Source organism: Acidovorax sp. 1608163, from assembly GCF_003669015.1.
GTDB lineage: Bacteria > Pseudomonadota > Gammaproteobacteria > Burkholderiales > Burkholderiaceae_C > Acidovorax.
Map to the genome: position 1 here is coordinate 1,070,765 of NZ_CP033069.1, position 18,821 is coordinate 1,089,585.

The 18,821-nt window shown below is 62.9% G+C and carries 13 protein-coding genes and 1 pseudogene; 5 read left to right on the plus strand and 9 right to left on the minus strand.

The features are described from left to right. Positions 1-200 precede the first annotated feature (200 nt). Positions 201-1,646 (plus strand): coniferyl aldehyde dehydrogenase, encoded by a 1,446-nt coding sequence (locus EAG14_RS04840; RefSeq protein ID WP_121728231.1) that lies wholly within the window; start codon positions 201-203, stop codon positions 1,644-1,646. A 62-nt stretch (positions 1,647-1,708) separates the two neighbouring features. Here EAG14_RS04840 and EAG14_RS04845 read toward each other — a convergent pair whose 3' ends face one another. Then, entirely contained in the window at positions 1,709-3,571 is a 1,863-nt protein-coding gene (locus EAG14_RS04845) for a hybrid sensor histidine kinase/response regulator (RefSeq protein WP_240456942.1), read from the minus strand. Continuing rightward, positions 3,558-4,196 (minus strand): response regulator transcription factor, encoded by a 639-nt coding sequence (locus EAG14_RS04850; RefSeq protein WP_121728233.1) that lies wholly within the window; start codon positions 4,194-4,196, stop codon positions 3,558-3,560. The genes EAG14_RS04845 and EAG14_RS04850 overlap by 14 nt, the downstream gene beginning before the upstream one ends. 200 nt (positions 4,197-4,396) lie before the next feature. On the opposite strand from EAG14_RS04850, the gene EAG14_RS04855 reads away from it, so the two are divergent. The 3 genes from EAG14_RS04855 to EAG14_RS04865 all read left to right on the plus strand — a co-directional run bounded on the left by EAG14_RS04855 (position 4,397) and on the right by EAG14_RS04865 (position 6,829). Continuing rightward, complete coding sequence (locus EAG14_RS04855; RefSeq protein ID WP_121728234.1) at positions 4,397-4,987, plus strand: hypothetical protein; 591 nt, start codon at positions 4,397-4,399, stop codon at positions 4,985-4,987. A 164-nt stretch (positions 4,988-5,151) separates the two neighbouring features. Then, positions 5,152-5,673, plus strand: coding sequence for a GNAT family N-acetyltransferase (locus EAG14_RS04860; protein WP_099658765.1), 522 nt, complete (start codon positions 5,152-5,154; stop codon positions 5,671-5,673). Positions 5,674-5,680: 7 nt separating this feature from the next. Next, entirely contained in the window at positions 5,681-6,829 is a 1,149-nt protein-coding gene (locus EAG14_RS04865) for a class I SAM-dependent methyltransferase (RefSeq protein ID WP_121728235.1), read from the plus strand. A gap of 56 nt (positions 6,830-6,885) precedes the next feature. On the opposite strand, the gene EAG14_RS04870 is transcribed toward EAG14_RS04865, so the two are convergent. Then, positions 6,886-7,461, minus strand: coding sequence for a hypothetical protein (locus tag EAG14_RS04870; RefSeq protein ID WP_121728236.1), 576 nt, complete (start codon positions 7,459-7,461; stop codon positions 6,886-6,888). Positions 7,462-7,781: 320 nt separating this feature from the next. Between EAG14_RS04870 and EAG14_RS04875 the strand changes: the two are divergent. Then, positions 7,782-8,749, plus strand: a pseudogene (locus EAG14_RS04875) (tRNA dihydrouridine synthase). An 18-nt stretch (positions 8,750-8,767) separates the two neighbouring features. Here EAG14_RS04875 and EAG14_RS04880 read toward each other — a convergent pair. The 6 genes from EAG14_RS04880 to EAG14_RS04905 all read right to left on the minus strand — a co-directional run bounded on the left by EAG14_RS04880 (position 8,768) and on the right by EAG14_RS04905 (position 18,768). Then, complete coding sequence (locus EAG14_RS04880) at positions 8,768-10,606, minus strand: phospholipase D family protein (RefSeq protein ID WP_121730300.1); 1,839 nt, start codon at positions 10,604-10,606, stop codon at positions 8,768-8,770. 128 nt (positions 10,607-10,734) lie between these two features. Beyond that, positions 10,735-11,937, minus strand: a complete 1,203-nt coding sequence (locus EAG14_RS04885; protein WP_099656394.1) for an ammonium transporter — start codon at positions 11,935-11,937, stop codon at positions 10,735-10,737. A gap of 482 nt (positions 11,938-12,419) precedes the next feature. Next, positions 12,420-13,049: a riboflavin synthase gene (locus tag EAG14_RS04890; protein ID WP_099656393.1), complete on the minus strand. Its 630-nt coding sequence runs from the start codon at positions 13,047-13,049 to the stop codon at positions 12,420-12,422. Positions 13,050-13,388: 339 nt separating this feature from the next. After that, a complete protein-coding gene (gene ribD / locus EAG14_RS04895; RefSeq protein WP_121728237.1) occupies positions 13,389-14,546 on the minus strand; it encodes a bifunctional diaminohydroxyphosphoribosylaminopyrimidine deaminase/5-amino-6-(5-phosphoribosylamino)uracil reductase RibD in 1,158 nt (385 codons plus the stop codon). A 25-nt stretch (positions 14,547-14,571) separates the two neighbouring features. Beyond that, the gene (locus tag EAG14_RS04900; protein ID WP_121728238.1) at positions 14,572-15,000 is read right to left on the minus strand and encodes a type IV pilin protein; all 429 of its coding nucleotides are present in this window, start codon (positions 14,998-15,000) and stop codon (positions 14,572-14,574) included. A 15-nt stretch (positions 15,001-15,015) separates the two neighbouring features. After that, the gene (locus tag EAG14_RS04905; RefSeq protein ID WP_240456943.1) at positions 15,016-18,768 is read right to left on the minus strand and encodes a pilus assembly protein; all 3,753 of its coding nucleotides are present in this window, start codon (positions 18,766-18,768) and stop codon (positions 15,016-15,018) included. Positions 18,769-18,821: the final 53 nt, after the last annotated feature.

An 18,821-nucleotide genomic window follows, 5' to 3' on the forward strand; every position in this document is an offset into this window, starting at 1 on the left:
TGCAGTCCATCCAGATCCTCGCAGTGCACACTTTCCGCTCGATTCGTGCAGAGGGGCCTCTGGCGCTTGCCGGGTTGCGCTGATGGCATTGCATTCCCTGTGTCGGGTGCCTGACGCAGGGGCGCCAGGGGTGCGGTGCCCAGGCGCCGCATGTGCCCTTTCGTGACGCACCCGCTGGTAGGGTCTCCTATGATCTTTGCATGACCCCTGCCGAAATACACGCCCAGTTCCAACTCCAGCACCAGGCCAGCCGCGCGCAAGTGGATGTGCCCCTGCTGGTGCGCCGCGAGCGTTTGCTGCGCTTGCAAAAAATGCTGGACGAGCACGCCCCCGTGCTGGCCGCCGCCGTGCAGGCCGATTTCGGCATGCGCTCGCCGCGCCTGACGGAGGTGGCTGACCTGTTTGTGCTGCGCAGTTTGCTGTCGCACACCCTGCGCCACCTGGGCCGCTGGATGAAGCCCCAGCGGGTGTTCACCCCCCTGTTTTTGCAGCCCGCCAGTGCCTGGATTGCCCGCCAGCCGCTGGGGGTGGTAGGGGTGATTGCGCCGTGGAATTACCCCATCCAACTGGCGCTGGCCCCCGCTATTACCGCACTGGCGGCGGGCAACCGCGTCATGCTCAAGCCCAGCGAGCTCACGCCGCACACCTCGGCGCAACTGGCGGCGTTGGTAGCGCAGTTCTTCTCCGCCGACGAGTTTTGTGTGGTGCAGGGCGATGCCAATTTGTCGGCCTTGTTTGCCTCGCTGCCGTTCGATCACCTGGTGTTCACCGGCTCTACCGCCGTGGGGCGCAAGGTGGCGCAGGCGGCGGCGCACAACCTCACCCCCACCACGCTGGAGCTGGGGGGCAAATCGCCTTGCATCATCGACGGCCACTGCGACCTGCAGGAGGCTGCCCTGAAGATCGCCCACGGCAAGCTGTTCAATGCCGGGCAAACCTGCGTGGCGCCTGACTACGTGCTGCTGCCCCGGGGGCGCGAGGCCGAGTTTGCCCAGGCCTACGGTGCGGCCGTGCTGCGCCTGTTCCCGAGCGTTGAGGGCAATGGCGACTATGCCTCCATCATCACTGCGCGCCACTACGCACGGCTGCGCACCATGCTGCAGCAGGCGCAAACCCTGGGCGCTGAGGTGCAGACCATTGACCCGTCTGTGGGCAAGCCCGCTTCAGGCAAGCCCACCGTGGGCACGCTGGGCGATGGCGCCAGCCGCCAGATGCTGCCCACGCTGGTGTTTGGCGCCACCTCAGCCATGCAGCTCATGCAGGAAGAAATTTTTGGCCCCATCCTGCCCGTCATTTCCTACGAGCGCTTGGACGATGCCATTGCGCACATCAACGCCGGGCCGCGCCCGCTGGCGCTGTACTGGTTTGGGCAAAGCGAGGCGGTGCGTGACGATGTGCTGGCCCGCACGGTCAGCGGGGGCGTGACGGTGAACGACACGCTGATGCATGTGGCCCACGACAACCTGCCGTTTGGCGGCGTGGGCGACAGTGGCTGGGGGGCCTACCATGGCGAGCAGGGCTTTCTGCGGTTTTGCCACCAGAAGTCGGTGCTGGTGCAGTCGCGCTGGTCCTTGGGCGCGTTGCTTTACCCACCGTATGGCGCCCGGTTTCAGCGTTTGATGGATTTGATGCGCCGCTGGTTTTGAGTTGGCGCGGACGCCGAGCCTGCGCAGGCTCAGGTCGGGTCCGCAGGCGTTTCTTCGGCCTGCTAGGCAGCAGGCTGGGGTTGCTGCAGCAATAGCGAAATGGCGTCGCGCAGCTGGCCGGTGGACACGGGCTTGTGCAGCAGCAGGGCCGAGGTGGACTGCGCATCGCGCAGGCGCTGGGGCGAGGTGTCGCCCGTCATGATGATGGCGGGCACCATGGCGCCCAGCTGGGAGCGCAGCGCTTGCAGCACCTGCTTGCCCGTTTCCTCATGCCGCAAGCGGAAGTCGGTGATGATCAACTCGGGGGTCATGCGCTCCAGGCTTTGCATGGCGTCGGCGCCGGATTCGGCCGTCAGGCATTCGCACCCCCAGCTTTGCAGCAGCGATTGCATGCCCATGCGCACGGCCTCGTCGTCGTCGATGGCCAGCACCCTCAGGCCTGCCAGGCTTTGCGGGTCCAGCACGGGCTGGGCTTCGTCCTCCAGGGCGCCTTGCCAGTTGTCCAGCCAAAGCCTGAAGACCGAGCCCTTGCCCAGGCGCGAGCGCACTTGGACGGTGGTGCGCATCTCGCACGCCAGCCGTTGCACGATGGCCAGGCCCAGGCCCAGGCCCTTGCGCCGGTCGCGTTCGGGGTTGCCCAGTTGGTGGAACTCTTTGAAGATGTCCTCCCACTGGTGCTCGGGAATGCCGTGGCCCGTGTCCCACACCTCCAGCGCCAGCCGGGCGCCGCGCTGGCGGCAGGCAATCAGCACACCGCCCCGGCTGGTGTAGCGCAGGGCGTTGGAGATGAAGTTGTGCATGACCAGATCGACCAGTGAGCGGTCTGCAAAGGCCGCTGCAGAGGTCTCGCGCGTGCGGTAGATGAGGCCTGCAGCATCGGCCTGCACACCGAACTCTTGCTCCAGCGAAGTGAGCAGCGATTGCACCGAGAAAGCCGCAGGGCGCACCTTGACGACCCCGGCCTCCAGGCGCGAATAGTCGAGCAAGGTGGTGAGCATCTCGGCCGCCGCGCCAGAGGCCGCGTGTGCGTGCTCCAGCACGGTTTGCTGGTGGGCGTTGAGCGGGCTGCGCTGCAGGGTTTCCAGAAACAGGCCCATGGCGTGCAGGGGCTGGCGCAGGTCGTGGCTGGCCGCGGCCAAAAAGCGGGACTTGTCGCGGTCGGCCTGCTCTGCGGCTTCTTGGGCGGCCAGGGCGCGGCGTGACTCGGCACGCAGCTCGGTCACCAGTCGCTCGTTTTCCAGCTTGAGGACGATGGAGCGCAGCGTGGCCTGCTCGCCGGTGCGCGCGTGCATGGAGGTCAGTGCGTAGTACACGCACACCATCAGCAGGGCGGGCCACATCACCACGCCGCCCGCCATGGCCAGTGCCAGCAGCACCCCGCCAATGGCAAACGTGAGGTAGATGATGTAGCCCCACAGCAGCGGTGCCCCCAGCCCCAGTGCGCCCGATGACACGGTGCTGATGATGCCGATGGCGTAAATCACGCTCTCGCCACTGCCCCAGTACAGCACCACGTGGGCCAGGCTGCCCCAGCTGATGCCCATGGCGCTCATGCACACCATCAGCCGCCACACGGCGCGCCTGGGGTGGTGTGCGGTGCCCTGGCGGTCAATGCCCAGCAGCACGGCGTACACACAGCTCACCACCAGGATGTGCGAGATCAGCCAGGCCAGCATGGCCTGCGGGTCGGCCACCGGGCGCATCACCCACAGTGTGCCAAAGGCCGTGGCCAGCGAGGCCAGCAAAGTCATCGGGAAGTTGTGGCGCAGCAGCGAGACCTGCTCGCGAAGGATTTCCTCGCGCTCCCACCGTGGCCAGGCCCAGCCCAGGCGTCCCATCAGGGACGGGGTGGACGTGTGCAATGGCGACGGTACCGCTGGTGGCGCAGCGGCAGGTTCTGGGTGGGTGGGCTCAGAGGGTGTCATGGCTGGGGGTGGCGACCAGGCCCATGCGCTGCGCTGTGAGCAGCGCCGCACTGCGGCTGTTGACCCCCAGTTGCCCAAAGATGGCGGCCACATGCACCCGCACGGTGTTCTCGCTCAGCCCCAGGTCGCGTGCAATCACCTTGTTGGGCTTGCCTGCGCACAGCAGCGCCAGCACATCCAGCTGCCGCGCCGTGAGGGCCGACGCACTGGCCCCGCGCGCAGCGGGTGGGGCCTGGCCGCTGCCTGCCGGAAAGCAGGGCAGCCCTGCCAATGCGCAGGTGATGGCGTCCAGGATGTCTTCACCGCTGGCCGATTTGGGTAGAAAACCGTCGGCTCCGCGCACCCGGGCCTCGTTCACCGCATCTGGCGCCACGCTGGCAGACACCAGCACGATGCGTGCCTTGGGGCAAGCCTGACGGATGAGGCGCAGGCCGTCCAGGCCACTCATGCCGGGCAACTGGATGTCCAGCAGCACCAGGTCTGTATCGGCCAGCTGCAGTGCGCAGGCTTCAGCCACAGAGCCCGCTTCTGCGATGGAGCCTACCGATGGGTGGTCCTGAACGATCAGGCGCAAGCCTGTGCGAAACAGGGTGTGGTCATCAACAAGCAGTAGGCGGGCAGACATCCACCAAGTATTGCCCACAAACCACCCGTTTGGACTAGTCCATTTTTGTTAGTCCATTTGTGCGATGGACGCGCTGCAGTCCGTTTTCTAGACTTTCTCCCATGCATTGAACGGTGCCTTGGAGTGCAAATGTCAATGCGTACCGACCTTGCTCAGAACCATCGCATCCATTGCATTCAACATCCACAGAGGGGCCCAACATGACCGCATTTGCCAACCGTTCTTCCGCCGCGTCTTCCACTGCGCAGCGCGCTGCTGCAGAGCGCCGCTCAGGTGCCGCCGCCTCGCCTGCGGCAGGCGGGGTGGGGGGGAACAGCGTGATCCAGATCCTGCAGGACAACTGCCCTGAGCTGGCGCTGCACGCGGGCATGGTGATCGAGCAGCTGGATGCCCAGGTGGGCACCTGGCAATTCTCTACCGATGCCGGGCAAACCTGGCGCACGGTGCGCACCGATTTGATCAACCGCGCCGGAAGCCTGGGCCTGGCCCTGGACCGCGACGCCTGCGTGCGGGTACTGCCTTTTGGGGGTAACCGGGTGGCGAGCGCACGGGTGGTTTTTCATGCAGTGCGCCGCAGCCATGGGCAGGGCAATGGCAGCTACCGCGCCTATGCCATCGATGACCGTGAGGACGACTCGCGCACCGTGACACTGGTGCTGAGCCTGGGGGCCATCAATGGCCAGCCGCCCGCTGTGCATGCACCCCGTCCGCGCAACAAGCGTGCCCTGGTGCAGCGTGCGGCGCAGGCCATGGCCGCGGGCGCCATGGGCAATGCCATGGCCATTGCCTGAGCGGCTTTGCGCGGCGTTTTCGTGGTCTTTGAGGGAGGCAAAAAGCGCCTGAAAAAGGCGCTTTGAACCCGCGCTGTAACCGAGCGCAAAGGGGTGGAAAACCGTTTGCGGCGACAATGCCGGTCCTTTCGTTTTTTTACACCCTGTTTTCGTTCGGTTTTTCCATGTCCAGTATCCAGGTTCGTCCCGCCACGCTTCGCGATGCAAAAGCCATTGCCCAGATCCACACTGTCTCTGCTCAAGAGGCCTACAAAGGACTGGTGCCAGACGAGCAATTGAAATCCATGTCGGTCGAAAAGCGCCAGGCCTACTGGCGCGAGGCCATTGAATATTGCGAGCCACAAGTGCAAGTGGCCGTGGACGGCGAGAAGATCGTCGGCTTCGTCGGTTACGACCGCTCGCGCGATGAAAAATCCCGCCCCACCACCGGTGAAATCTGGGCCATCTACGCCGCCCCCACGCATTGGAACCAAGGCGTGGGCCTGGCCTTGTGGGATGCCGCCCGTGATGGCCTGCAAGAAGAGGGCTGCACCAATGTCACCGCCTGGGTGCCGCTGCGCAATGAGCGCGCGCTGCGCTTTCACGAGATGGCAGGTTTCAAGCGCGAGCTGTCCACGGCCAAAACGGCTGTGATCGGCGGCGTGAAGATCGAAGAAGTGCGCCTGAAGCGCCCTATCAACGGCTGATCCTCCCATGATCGAATGGAGCAGCCAGGGCCAGGCCCACACCGCCCACTGGCGCTCTGAGAGCGGCGCCCCGGCCCCTCGCCGGGTAGTGGCCGCAGACGACACCCTGCCCGCAGACACTGCATACCGCCTCGCCTGCGAAGGCACAGGCCTGCTGTGGACGGGCGACTTTCAAAACGCGCGCATGCTGCTGCAGGCGCTGATGCGCCGCACCGACCGCAAGCCCGCCAAGGCCGCAGCCAAAGCCGCCAAAAAGGCGGCCTATGCCACACCGGCCCAGGCGTTTCACCTGCACCGGCAGGCCCAGGCGCAGCGGGCGCGGGTGCTGTCGTCGGTGTTGATCGTGCTCGAAGGCGATTACGCCATTGGGCTGCGCCGCGCGCCCGATTTGCGCCAGGCATGCGCCGAGGCCTGGGGCCCTGCCAGCGGCCAGCGCGTGGTGGCATCGCTGCGCGAACTGCTGGGCTTGGTGGGCGCGCACGAGTGGCGCAAAAAGGGCGTGGAAGTGCCCGCCTTGGGCGCCGCGCCGGGCAATCGCATTCACCCGCACTACGGCGTGTTCTCGCCCGTGCGGGGCGAGTATGTGGATTTGGTGGCGCAAACGCCGCTGCCGTCCAAAGCGCTGGCCTTTGATGTGGGGGTGGGCTCTGGCGTGTTGTCCGCCGTGCTGGCACGCCGAGGTGTGCAGCGCGTGGTGGCCACCGACCAGGACCCGCGCGCCATCGCTTGTGCCCGCGAGAACCTGCAACGCCTGGGCGTCGCAGGCCGCGTGGAATTGCTGCAGACCGACCTGTTCCCCGAAGGGCGTGCGCCCTTGGTGGTGTGCAATCCGCCCTGGTTGCCAGCGCGTGCCAGCTCGCCCATCGAGCGTGCGGTGTACGACGAGGGCAGTGGCATGCTGCGCGGGTTTTTGGCAGGCTTGGCAGCGCACCTGGAGCCTGGGGGCGAGGGCTGGCTGATTTTGTCGGACCTGGCTGAGCATCTGGAGCTGCGCCCCCGTGCCCAACTGCTGGAGTGGATCACGCAGGCCGGGCTGCAGGTGCTGGGCCGCCATGATGTGAAGCCGCACCACGCCAAGGCCACGGACGCCACCGATGCCCTGCACGCTGCGCGGGCGGCCGAGGTGACCTCGTTGTGGCGCCTGGGCGTGGCCTGAGACACGCCACGTTGCCGCCTGGCGGCTCTGCTGGGCCTGTTGCTGCGGCTGCGTTTTCAGGCTGGTGCTGCACTGGCTTCGCGCGGCAGCAGTTGGGCCATGCGCTCGCGAATGGTCTGAGCGCGCTCGGTGCCCGCGAGTTGGGCCACTTCTTCCAGCAGGGCTTCGCCCACGTCCAGCATGCTGTCGCGGTCGCGCGCTGAGCGCAGGGCGCTGTGAAAATGCTGGGCCATGGCCGGGTCGCGCCGGGCAAACAGCCGCTCGCAAATGTCGAACAGGTACATCCGGGCACCGGCCAGTGAGCGCAGGGCGTCACTGGGCTCGGTGGGTTTGTCGGTAGGTTGGCTTGCCGTTGCGGCCGCCGGTGTCGCCTTGGGGGCGCTGGCAGGGCTTGGCGATGTGTTGGGGTGGGTTGTGGAGGTTGCTGCGGGTGCGGTGGACGCCATTGGCGCCAGGTAGCCCTGGTTCAACAGGTGCTCCACGATCTGGGCGCCGCCGCCGTTGTACATGGCTTGCAGCTCGGCCTGGGGCTTGCCTTCTGCCAACAGCAGCAGCGAGCGCTCGCGCAGGCTCAGGGTGCGCATGCCGGGTGCCAGTTCTTGTCGGGCTTTGTCGGTTTTGAGAAGCAGCATGGCGGGCGTTGGCAAAGGCGGGGGCGCAGAAGGCAGTGGCCGGTATTGCAACAGCGGGCCGTGACATGGTGATGACGGGGTGAGGCCTGGGGCTAACCCCTGGCGTCGTTGTTCCGTGGTGTCGTAATGCTTGCACTGCCTGCGACGGAACGCCTGGCCAGGGCCGCTTCGCTGAGTTGTGTAATCCGCCCTGTGCACCGGTGCACCGGCGATGCTATATATTTGATAGCTGCTAGCGCTTTATCAAAGGGCGCTAGAGGCATTTTTGTCTTTGATTTTGCGAGTGCCGCGCGCAAACGCATGGGACTGGGTGAGTTGGCATGACGTTGTTGCTGGCCCCGATGGAGGGGCTTCTGGATTTTGTGTTGCGTGACGTGCTCACCCGGGTGGGGGGCGTGGACCGCTGCGTGTCCGAGTTCATTCGCATCACGGGCACTTTGCTGCCCGACAAGGTCTTTTTGCGCTACGTGCCCGAGTTGTTGCACGGCAGCCGCACCCTGGCGGGCGTGCCGGTGCGGGCGCAGTTGCTGGGCTCAGACCCGGTGTGCATGGCCGAGAATGCGGCGCGGCTGGCGGCCTTGCAGCCCGAGGGGATTGACCTGAACTTTGGTTGCCCGGCCAAGGTGGTCAACCGCCACGGGGGGGCGCGGCCCTGCTGCAAGAGCCTGAGCGCATTGCTGCCGTGGTGTCGGCTGTGCGCCGCGCCGTGCCTGCGCATTTGCCGGTGTCGGCCAAGATGCGCCTGGGCTTCAACGACACGCTGTTGATGCGCGAGTGCGCGCAGGCCATGCAAGACGGCGGGGCGGTGGAGCTGGTGGTGCACGCCCGCACCAAGTCCGACGGCTACCGCCCGCCCGCGTATTGGGAGCTGATCCCCGAAGTGCGTGCGGCCGTGCGCATCCCGGTGGTGGCCAATGGCGAAATCTGGACCGTGGAGGATGCCCAGCGCTGCCGTGCCGTGTCAGGCTGCGAGGCGCTGATGCTGGGGCGCGGCGCGGTGGCCGATCCAGGGCTGGCCCGCGCCATCCGGGCGGCCGATGCCGGGCGTGCAGGCACGGACACGGTGGTGTGGGCCGATCTGGTTCCGCATCTGGCGGCCTTTTGGCAACTGGTGTGCGATGGGCTGGAGCCGCGCCAGCGCGCGGGCCGCCTCAAGCAGTGGCTGAATCTGCTGCGCAGGCGCTTTCCCGAGGCTGAGCTGGCCTTTGAGCATGTGCGCACGCTGACGGACCAGCGCGCGATCACGCTGTGGATTGCGTCCATGCAGGCGCAAGTAGGCGCGCGCTAGGCCGTGTGAGCCAAGCGGCTACAGCAGGTGGTCGGGCGCCAGTGGCCCGATCAGGTGCAGCAGCCAGCGCAGCGGGGCACTGGCGTCAGGCTCGGTGGTGGTGTCTTGCAGGCCGCTGTGGGCAGGGGCTCGCCACGCCAGTTGGCCCTGCGCATCCAGCTCCACGCGCCAGGCGGCATCGCTCAGTGCGGCTTCGATCTGGCGTGTGGCCTGGGCGGCCAGCGTGCGGCTTTGGATCAGCAGGGCAATCTCGGTGTTCTGCAGCTGTGAGCGCAGGTCCAGGTTCATCGACCCTACCGCCAGCAGCCGCCCGTCCAGCACCAGCAGTTTGGAGTGCAGCATGGCCCGCGAGTTGCCCACGCCCGCTGACCCTGAATTTCCCCCCGCTGCGCCACTGCTGCCCGTACCCAGGAACACGCTGCGCAGCCCCGACAGTTCGCTGCGCATTTCATACAGTTGCACGCCCGCTTGCAGCAAGTCTGCCCGGTGCCGGGCGTAACCGGCATGGGCCAGGGGCGCATCGTTAGACGCCAGCGAATTGGTCAGCACCCGCACCCGCACACCCCGGGCGATGGCGCTGGCAAATGCCTGTTTCATGTCGGCCCCAGGCACGAAGTAGGGCGAGACGATGAGCAGCTCTTGGGTGGCTTGCCCCATGAGCTGGAGCAAGCCGTCTACCACCGTATCGGCGGGTGGGGTGGCTGCTTTGCTCGCCGTTGCCGTGGCTGGGGTCGCGCCTGGGGAGGGTGTTGGCGAGGGCACGGCGGTTTGCGGCGGCGCCGGGGGACTTGGCTCGGTGCTGTCTGCAGGAATTTTGGTGGGCTGGTCTACCAGCACGGCGGCAGGGGCCCAGGTCCAGCGTATCTGGCGCAGGTCCAGGGGTTGCTGGTTCCAGATGCGCGTGCGTTGGGCGCTGGCGGGCTGTTGCCCATCGGCGGTGGCTGCGGTAGTGGGGTTGCCACTGCCGGGTTCACCCAGGGGTTGTGGGCGCGGTCCATTGGGCGTGGCGGGGCGGCTTGGCATGTTCAGGCTCTCGCGCATGCGCAGCAGCTCGGGGCGCGAGATCAGTGACTGCACAGGGTAGGAGCGCGGGTTGTTCCAATACGCATCAAAGCTGCGCGACAGCGCCTGCACCACAGGGCCGGTGGCCAGCACATCCAGGTCGACAAAGTTACCTGACTCGTCATTGCCAAAGTAGGCATTGCCCAGGTTGCGCCCACCGGCGATGCCCATGGCGTTGTCGGCGATGAACAGCTTGTTGTGCATGCGCTGCTGTACGCGAGAAAAATCGCCCAGCAGGCTGAACATGCGCCCCAGCTGGGAGTTGCGGGCGCCCGTCAGGGGGTTGAACATGCGCATTTCGATGTTGGGCACAAACGCCAGCCGCATCACCTGGGCATCGCGCCCGGTGCTGTGAAAGTCGTCCAGCAGCACCCGCACCCTCACGCCCCGCTGGGCCGCGGCCACCACGGCCAGCATCAGCCGCTCGGTGCTGGCGTCTGCATGGATGGCGTAGTACTGCAAGTCCAGCGTTTGTTGTGCGGCATCCACCAGCGCCAGGCGGCTGCCGTAGGCCGCCTGGGGGCCGCTCAGCAGCACAAAGCCCGAGGGGTGGCGTGCCTTGTCAGCGCTGCGTTGTGTCTGCGCCCACTGCGCCAAAGGGGTTAGGCTGGGGTCTGCCAGCGCTGTGGAGACGGGGCGGTCCACCTGCTCAGGCAAACCCGCGCAGCCTGTGAGCGCGGCGCCCAGTGCCGCAACCGTCAGTACCCAACCCACACCAGTCCAGCCAGCCGAGCCGGACAAGGGCCTGCGGTGCGTGGGGCGAAGGCTGGGCAGGGGTGGGTGGGCGAGGCGCATGCAGAGGTGGGGTGGGTGGCGCAGTTCTGGCTGCGCCCCAATGTATACCCACCCATGCGGGCCCTGGGTGTCAGACAACGCGCCTACCCGTGGCTGCGTTGTGCAGGGCCGCCGTGTGCGCCAGTGGCTTACCAGCTCACCTCGCGGTCGGGGGTGGCGCTGATCTTGTGGATGGACAGGTCGGCGCCATCAAACTCTTCTTCCTGGCTCAGTCGCAGGCCCACGGTGGCTTTGAGCACGCCGTAGACCACCACACCGCCGATGAGTGCCCATGCCACGCCCATCAGCGTGCCCATGAGCTGCCCGGCAAAGCTGATGCCGCCGAGCCCACCCAGCGCCTTGCTGCCAAAAATGCCCGCCGCCAAGCCGCCCCAGGTGCCGCACAGCCCGTGCAGTGGCCACACGCCCAGCACGTCGTCGATCTTCCATTTGTTCTGAGTGAGGGTGAACATCACCACAAAAATGGCGCCTGCCACTGCGCCCACCACCAGGGCGCCCAGCGGGTGCATCAGATCAGATCCCGCGCACACCGCCACCAGGCCTGCCAGGGGGCCGTTGTGCACAAAGCCCGGGTCGTTCTTGCCCATCACCAGGGCCGTCAGCGTGCCGCCCACCATGGCCATCAGCGAGTTGACCGCCACCAGCCCCGAGAGTTTGTCCACGCTCTGGGCGCTCATCACATTGAAGCCAAACCAGCCCACAATCAAAATCCAGGCGCCCAGGGCCAGGAATGGAATGTTCGATGGCGGGTGGGCCGAGATCGCGCCATCCTTGCGGTAGCGGTTGGCCCGGGAGCCCAGCAGCACCACGGCGGGCAAGGCAATCCAGCCGCCCATGGCATGCACCACCACCGAGCCTGCGAAGTCATGGAACTCTTCGCCCGTCAGCGACTTGATCCAGGCCTGAACGCCAAAGTGCTGGTTCCAGGCGATGCCTTCAAAGAACGGGTACACAAACCCCACTATGACCGCCGTGGCCAGCAGCTGCGGCCAAAAGCGCGCCCGCTCTGCAATGCCCCCCGAAATGATGGCCGGGATGGCTGCTGCAAAAGTGAGCAGGAAGAAGAACTTCACCAGCCCATAGCCACTTTGCAGCACCAGCGTCTCGGCCCCCACAAAGAAATGTGTGCCGTAGGCGACCCCGTAGCCCACCATGAAGTACACGACGGTGGACACCGAGAAGTCCACCAGAATCTTGACCAGCGCATTCACCTGGTTCTTTTTGCGCACAGTGCCCAGCTCCAGAAAGGCAAAGCCTGCGTGCATGGCCAGCACCATGATGGCGCCCAGCAAAATGAACAGAGCGTCCGTGCCCTGTTTGAGTGCTTCCATATCGTCCTCTTGCGTTTGATTGGGTGGTTTTGGTGCGTGCGTGGGTGCCGCAGACCAAATTTGCACCACGATAAAGCAAGAAATGCGCCTGAAATGTGCGCCATGGCGAGGTGTTGGGTGCAATGTGGTGCGCCCCATGGACTGCAGCGATCAGCGCCATGCCGCACGGGGCGTGCGTTGTCGCAAGATCGTGCCGATCAGGTTTTTGCGACGGATGGGCTCGGCTTCGGTCGTCAGGGGATCTTCTCTTGGATGCCCTTGTCGGTGAGACAGTCCGCACTGCATTAGGCTGTGATCTAAGTAAAAATAGCTGCTAGCGCTTATTCAGTAAGCGCTAGCAGCTATTAATTTGGTAGTAAATGAATGGCGCCGTTGGTACAGTCGGCAATGCGGGAGTGCCCTGTGCAAGCCCCGGCTAAGGCAGGGTAGGGCTGAGGGATGCCGCGTTGACTCGCCTGGGTGCGCTGGTCAGCGCACTGCCGTCACTGTGCGGCGGCTGGTGCTGCCAGCATGCGCTCCACATACCGTGCAATCAAATCAATCTCCAGGTTCACGCGCGATCCCGCCTTCAAACTTCCCAGCGCCGTGTTTTCGACCGTGTGTGGAATCAGGTTGATGCTGGCCTCGCATCCCGCTTCGGTATCGGTGATGCGATTGACTGTCAGACTCACCCCGTTGATGGTGATCGAGCCCTTGTAGGCCAGGTACTTGCCCAGATCGCGCGGTGCCAAGACCCGCAACTCCCAGCTCTCGCCCACCTGGGCAAAGTGTGTCACTTGCCCCAGTCCATCGACATGGCCCGACACCAGGTGTCCCCCCAGCCGGTCGTGGGCGCGCAGCGCTTTTTCGAGGTTGATGGGGCCGGGTGTGTCCAGTCCCGTGGTCTTGAGCAGCGATTCGGCCGAGATATCGACGGTGAACTGCAGCGCTTGGGGCTCCAGCGTGGTCACCGTCATGCAGGCGCCGTTCAGGGCAATGCTGTCGCCCAGACCTACGTCGTCCAGATACCCCTTTGGGGCTTGAATGACCAAGCGTTTGCCGTGGGCTTCTGTGGCGCCCAGAGGGGCGACTTCTGCAATGCGGCCTTGGCCGGTGATGATTCCTGTGAACATGGTTTTGAAAGTGTCAGGGTGTCAATGGTGGGGTCATGAACGATGGATAGCTGCCAGCCGTGCCAGCCTATGTGGCTCGGCGCCCAAGGCTCAAACGCTTAACAGTATCGAGCATGGGCGAATCCATGGTGGCCAAGCTGCTTTTAGGGACCAGTGCGGGAACCAGGCCTCTGGCCTCTCTTTCAGGTGATCGCGTCAACCTCTTTGCACTGGAAACATCCGTTCGGGCTGAGCTTGTCGAAGCCTTGCACAGCGCATCCTCTTGGCCGTGATGGTCGTGAGGCTGGGGGGTGTTTTTGTGGTGCTTCTGTGGATGTTGCGCACGGTACTTTTGAGGGCCTATGCGTCAACTGCGTGACTGCTTGTCGGTGTGATGCCAAAGCCATCGCGCCCGCGCACGCGGGCCACAATGCGCACATCTTCCCCCACCGGCTCCACGCTTTTGAATTCCAGCGCCAGGGCCTGGTCCAGCGCTGTCAACGGGCCGAACTGCGCCATCGACAACCCCAGGCCCAGCATCTTGGGGGCCAGGTACACCAGCATCTCATCCACCAGCCCTTCGCGCACGAATGAGCCATTGAGCTTGTTGCCTGCCTCCACATGCAACTCGTTCACCCCTTTGTGCGCCAAGTCGCGCAGCATCGCCGCCAAATCCACCTTGCTCTGTGGGTTGGGCAGGTGAATCACCTCCGCCCCTTGGGCCTCGAGAGCCCGTTTGCGTTCTTCAAATTGCACGTCTTGGGGGGCGGCGCAATAGATATAGCAAGCGCGGCCAGCTATAAATAAATGAGCGCTGGGGGGGGTCTGCAACTGGCTGTCCACCACCACCACGTGGGGCTGGCGCGGCGTGGGTACCTCGCGCACATCCAATCTGGGGTTGTCATCCAGCACGGTGCCAATCCCTGTCAGCACTGCACAGGCGCGTGCACGCCAGGCATGGCCATCCGCACGGGCTGCGGCAGACGTGATCCATTGGCTCGCCCCATTCGGCAGGGCCGTGGCACCATCCAACGACGCGGCGACCTTCATCCGCACCCAAGGCGTCTTACGCACCATGCGGCTGAAGAAGCCAATGTTCAGCTCGCGCGCAGCCTCCGCGCCGTCACCCACCTCTACTTGAACGCCAGCGGCCCGCAAGCGGGCAAAACCATTTCCTGCCACTTGGGGGTTAGGGTCCGCTATAGAGGCAACCACCTTGGCAATGCCTGCCTGAATCAACGCATCACAACAAGGCCCCGTGCGCCCATGGTGCGAACAGGGCTCCAGCGTCACATAGGCGGTAGCCCCGCGCACATCGTGCCCTTGCGCCTGGGCATCACGCAACGCCATCACCTCGGCATGCGGGCCTCCGGCCTTCTGGGTGAACCCTTGACCCAGAACGACACCACTGGCCGAGGCAATCACGCAGCCGACGCGAGGATTGGGGTTGGAAAGAAAAAGCGCCTGGGTGGCTAGCCCAAGCGCTTGGTAGATAGGGGAGGGCGCAGAAGTGTTCATTGCGCCCGTGATGGTAGCTTAGTGGCTACTTGTTCCAGCACTCGGTCACGATAGAGCCACTGGTAGCCCCGTCGGCCCCGCGTAAGCCTGTATTGGTAACTGTAAAGTTGCCGCATTTATCACCAACTTGCGCGCCTTTGGGGGTTGCTGTCAAGGTGAATGCGGATTGCGACGCCGGACCCCCGATAGAGATCGTGTAGCGCTTTGTTGTATCGGTAGCCCATGTCAGTGAGGCGGGTAACGCGGTTGGATAAACCCCTGTCGCTGTAGAGGCGCGCTCCAGCCACTGCTGTGCCTGCAGCAATCCCGCACGGGCGTCCGCCCGGTGACCCCGTCGGATGTATTCGCTGTAGCTGGGGAGGGCAATAGCAGAGAGGATGCCCACAATGGCCACCACAATCATCACTTCGATGAGGGTGAAGCCCTGTTGTGCTTTTCTCATATGTCGAATCATGGTGCTTCTCTTATTTCAGTTGGCGCCAGCTTGGGCGCAGCGATTGTTCTGGCAGGCAAGCGAAGTCTTTTCGGTTGTTTTTGATATCGATATCTTGGTTAAGGCAGCTGCCAGTATCCTTGCGGACCATGGTGTGGGAGCCTTTGGTGACCTGGGAGCGGGATACATTTTTGTCGTCTCCGCAGTTGCCGCTAGGGCAGTAACCTGGGCCGATGGGGGGGGAGTGTAGAACTTGCCATTTCCATCAAAGTCCATCAGTTGCACGGTGGGCCGCTTGCCGTCCATGAGGTTGAGCAGGGTCAGGTACTGGCGCTCTTCGTCCACCGTATTGGATTCACAGGTCTCAATATTGGGGTCCACGTCTGAGCCCTTGGCCGGCACTTGTGTGTAGACCGCCAAAATGTTGCTTCCATCATAGAACTCCATGGGTTTGAGCAGTCGCTCACCCACTGCAGGCAGATCCATGTACCACCCGTTGTAGTTGTACCAAGTGTCCTCCTTCAACTCGTCGGTCACATCCACGGTGGCATAGGTGGAGGTCACAGCTGAAATTTTTTGTTGAGCGAGCTTGGCTGTGGCAATCCCTTCACCCAAAGCTGCAGGCACAGGAACGCAGTTGGAGCCTTTTGCGCAACCTGCAACTCCCGGGTTTACCTCCAAGCGATCGCCCAGCGTGGTGGTCACAACGCTGTAACGTGTATTGTCAAGCACGGAGTACAAGGTTTGTACGGAGGAGTCATTCTCATCTGCTTTGGTCACATTACGGCCTGTGCCAAAACCCACCATCATGCCGCCTACTGCCACCGTCTTGGCACTGGCGCCACTGCCTACTTTCATGACGCGGTCGCTGGCCCGTACCGTGGGAGCTGTAGAAATGGATTGGTAGAGGGTGCGCGAACTGCTGCCCAGTGTTGCGGGCCCTGTGGCCGTGTACAAGGGGCTCCCGTTGAATGCCACTTTCCAGTCGGCGTCGCTTATGTTCGTGACGTCGAACTTCCACATATTGCCCAGGTTGTCGCCTGCGTAGACCACATCTGGACGTCCATCGCCATTGAGGTCTACCAGGCGAGGTGCTGCCAAGCCGTTGTCCTTGGCTTTGCCGCTGCCGACAGCATCGCTGGCAGCAGCGGGGATCCGCTTGAGCTCTTTATTTCCATCCAGATACTGAATCAACAATACAGGCCGTTGGTTGGCGCTGTTGTAGCCATTGCCCATAACCACTGCCCAGCGATCATTGTTCATGCGTGCGATTTGCGAGGCGCGCAGCGAGTTGGTTCCATCCAGCACGGGGCGTGCAGTGATGTTGCCAATATCCTTGTCCTCCGCTTCAGCTGTGTCGCAAGCCGTTTTCTGAGCCCCCGTCATGGTTGCGCAATTGGGAGTGGTTTCCGCTACCCGAGTGGTATCTTTGGTGCGATCAAGCACGACCAACTTCTGCGCGTTACCTACTGAAAATCCGGGCACGCCCGAGGCGGTATCTGCTGCATTGGGGTTGGTGACGTCCAGCACAAAGTATCCTTTGCCACCAGCGCCCATGGTGCCTACCAAGAATGTTCTCCAGTCAGGCACATGGACTGTAGGGTTGCCTGGATCCACTGTCCCTTGGTCTACATCGCCGGTCATGGGTGATCCATCCACAAAGAATCGGTGCTTGTTGTTGTATGCGGGGTCAACCAGCTGTGGCAGGCTTGCAATCACTCCGCGTGGTGCATAGGCAATCTTCTCTGTACCGTCAATGGCAGAGAAGCCGTGCAACAAGCCATCATTGCCACCCACGTAAATCATCGGGGTACGGTTCTTGTTGGCAAGCGTAAAAGTGTCATAGCCTTTCATTGCATAACTGCTGGAAGGGGTACCGGTGTACCAGACCACCGAATTGACAATATCCCCTTGGCGGCTCTTGCGCTCACGGAATGGCTTGGCTACGGTGTAGCCGGTGGTGTCGCTGCCTTGCAGCGTCTTATCGCCTCGAATGAAGTTGAGGCGGTTTTGACCGTTGGTTGCAACAGTCACCGTCGCATCGCTAGGATTTTTTCCCAGCAATGCTTTTTGAGCCGTGCTCAGGTTGCTTTCGTCAGTGGCCCATTGGAAGGCTACACCACCTTTGTCTTTGGTGGTGACCCATTGGTCACTCCAGCTCAAAATCAATCGACCAGTGAGGCTGAACGTTGCATCATCCAATTTGTCGGCTGTATTTTTGCCACCCCATGATGGAGTTGGGACGGTGGTGCCATCTTTTTGGACAGTCTCGGCCGTGACAAAGCCTTTCCAGGCATTTTTGGGTTCGTAATTCCCTGTGAATTTGCCTACCGAGTTGCGAGAGATGTTTGAACCGCTGGTGGCGGTGGAAGTCATCTCTGGGTCCACCGTGGTGTTGATTTGCTGGAAGATGTCGCGGAATGCCTTGGCCAGATCTTCGCCTTTCTCGACCGCGTAAAAACGGCCTCGACCATTGAGCGCTGCGTGCCACAAGTCGAGCGAGCGAACGGGCTCTCCACCCGTACTAAGGTTGGGCCATTTGATATTGCCAGTGATGAAGTCGGGCAGACTGCCGTTGGATCCCTTGTCATAGTTGAAAGGCACCATCAGCGTGGAGTTGAAGGTGGCATTGTTGCTGGCGTCACACGTTTGGCCTGGAGCGAGAATTTTGTTAGTGGTATTGCAGCGGTTCGGTGAATAGGCATTACCACCCCCGTCTGTTCCCGGCCACGTGTAAGCCATTTTGCTCAGACCAATGGTGTGGGTCACCATGTGAGGCCAGTTGGCTGGGTTATAGCGTGGGTTCCAGAATCGATCCAGAATCGCATCATTGCCAGCTTTGTCTTTGCCAAAATTTTCTGTCGCAGGTGCTTGGTTGTACTCTGCTGTGGGCTGGGGTAGGCCTTTCAAGCCGGTGGCACCATTGACATCGTCTACAGCTGTTTGTAACTTCTTAGACCAACTGGCAAAAGACCAGTCAGCTAAGTTATCGCTGTAAGTATCGGCATACAAGGCGTTTTTGGGCCTTGTGGCTGCATTGGTGCTGCCAAATACGGTGGTGTCGGGTAGCGATATATTCTTGGTGTTGTCGTCTTGCGATCCCCCGGAGACAGCTCCATTCCAACGACCGTCGGTCATGAAAATATGATAGTTGCGCCGACATCCAAGGTAAGGTGCGGCGGTAGTACCAGGAATGGATGCCCAAGGCCCATTTTTATCCAAGTTGGCTCGCATGTACTCATCTGCTTGTTTGAGCACGCCATGGGATGGTGTTGAGCCGCTCGGCTTGAGGTTGGTAAGGAATGCAAGAAAGTTGGTCCGATGAGTTCCTTCGAGGATCTTCATGGAGTTTGTCGCAAGTGTGGGGGCGCTTCCCGTGGTTCCAGGCAGTGTTTTGGGTGTGCCGTTGTTCCCGTTCATCGACTGCCAAGCCAGACGAATTTTCTTGTCTGACATTAACGCACTGTCGTATTTGGGATGGGTTGTATCAAAAATCGACTGTAACGAATACCTCAGTACATTCATCCGCCGGCTGGTGCTGGGCCAAGTTCCATCGGCATTGGGCGTTGTATTGTTGGTCGCTCCTGTGGCGCTTTCTGCATCAACCCGAAAATCCATACTGCCCGAGTCATCGATGGAAATGATGACGTTAGGCGTCACTCTGGGTTGCACGGTGCCGGGGGGGGCCTGCACCAAATCTACGGCCCAAACGCCGCTGGGAAGTAATGCTGCGCTGGCAGCGAGTGCGAGCAGATTTTTGCGAAAGCGAGGGGGCGTGTGGCGGTACATAGCGTACTCCTCAGAAAAACAGTGTTTTGATTAAATTAGCTGCTAATGCGCTT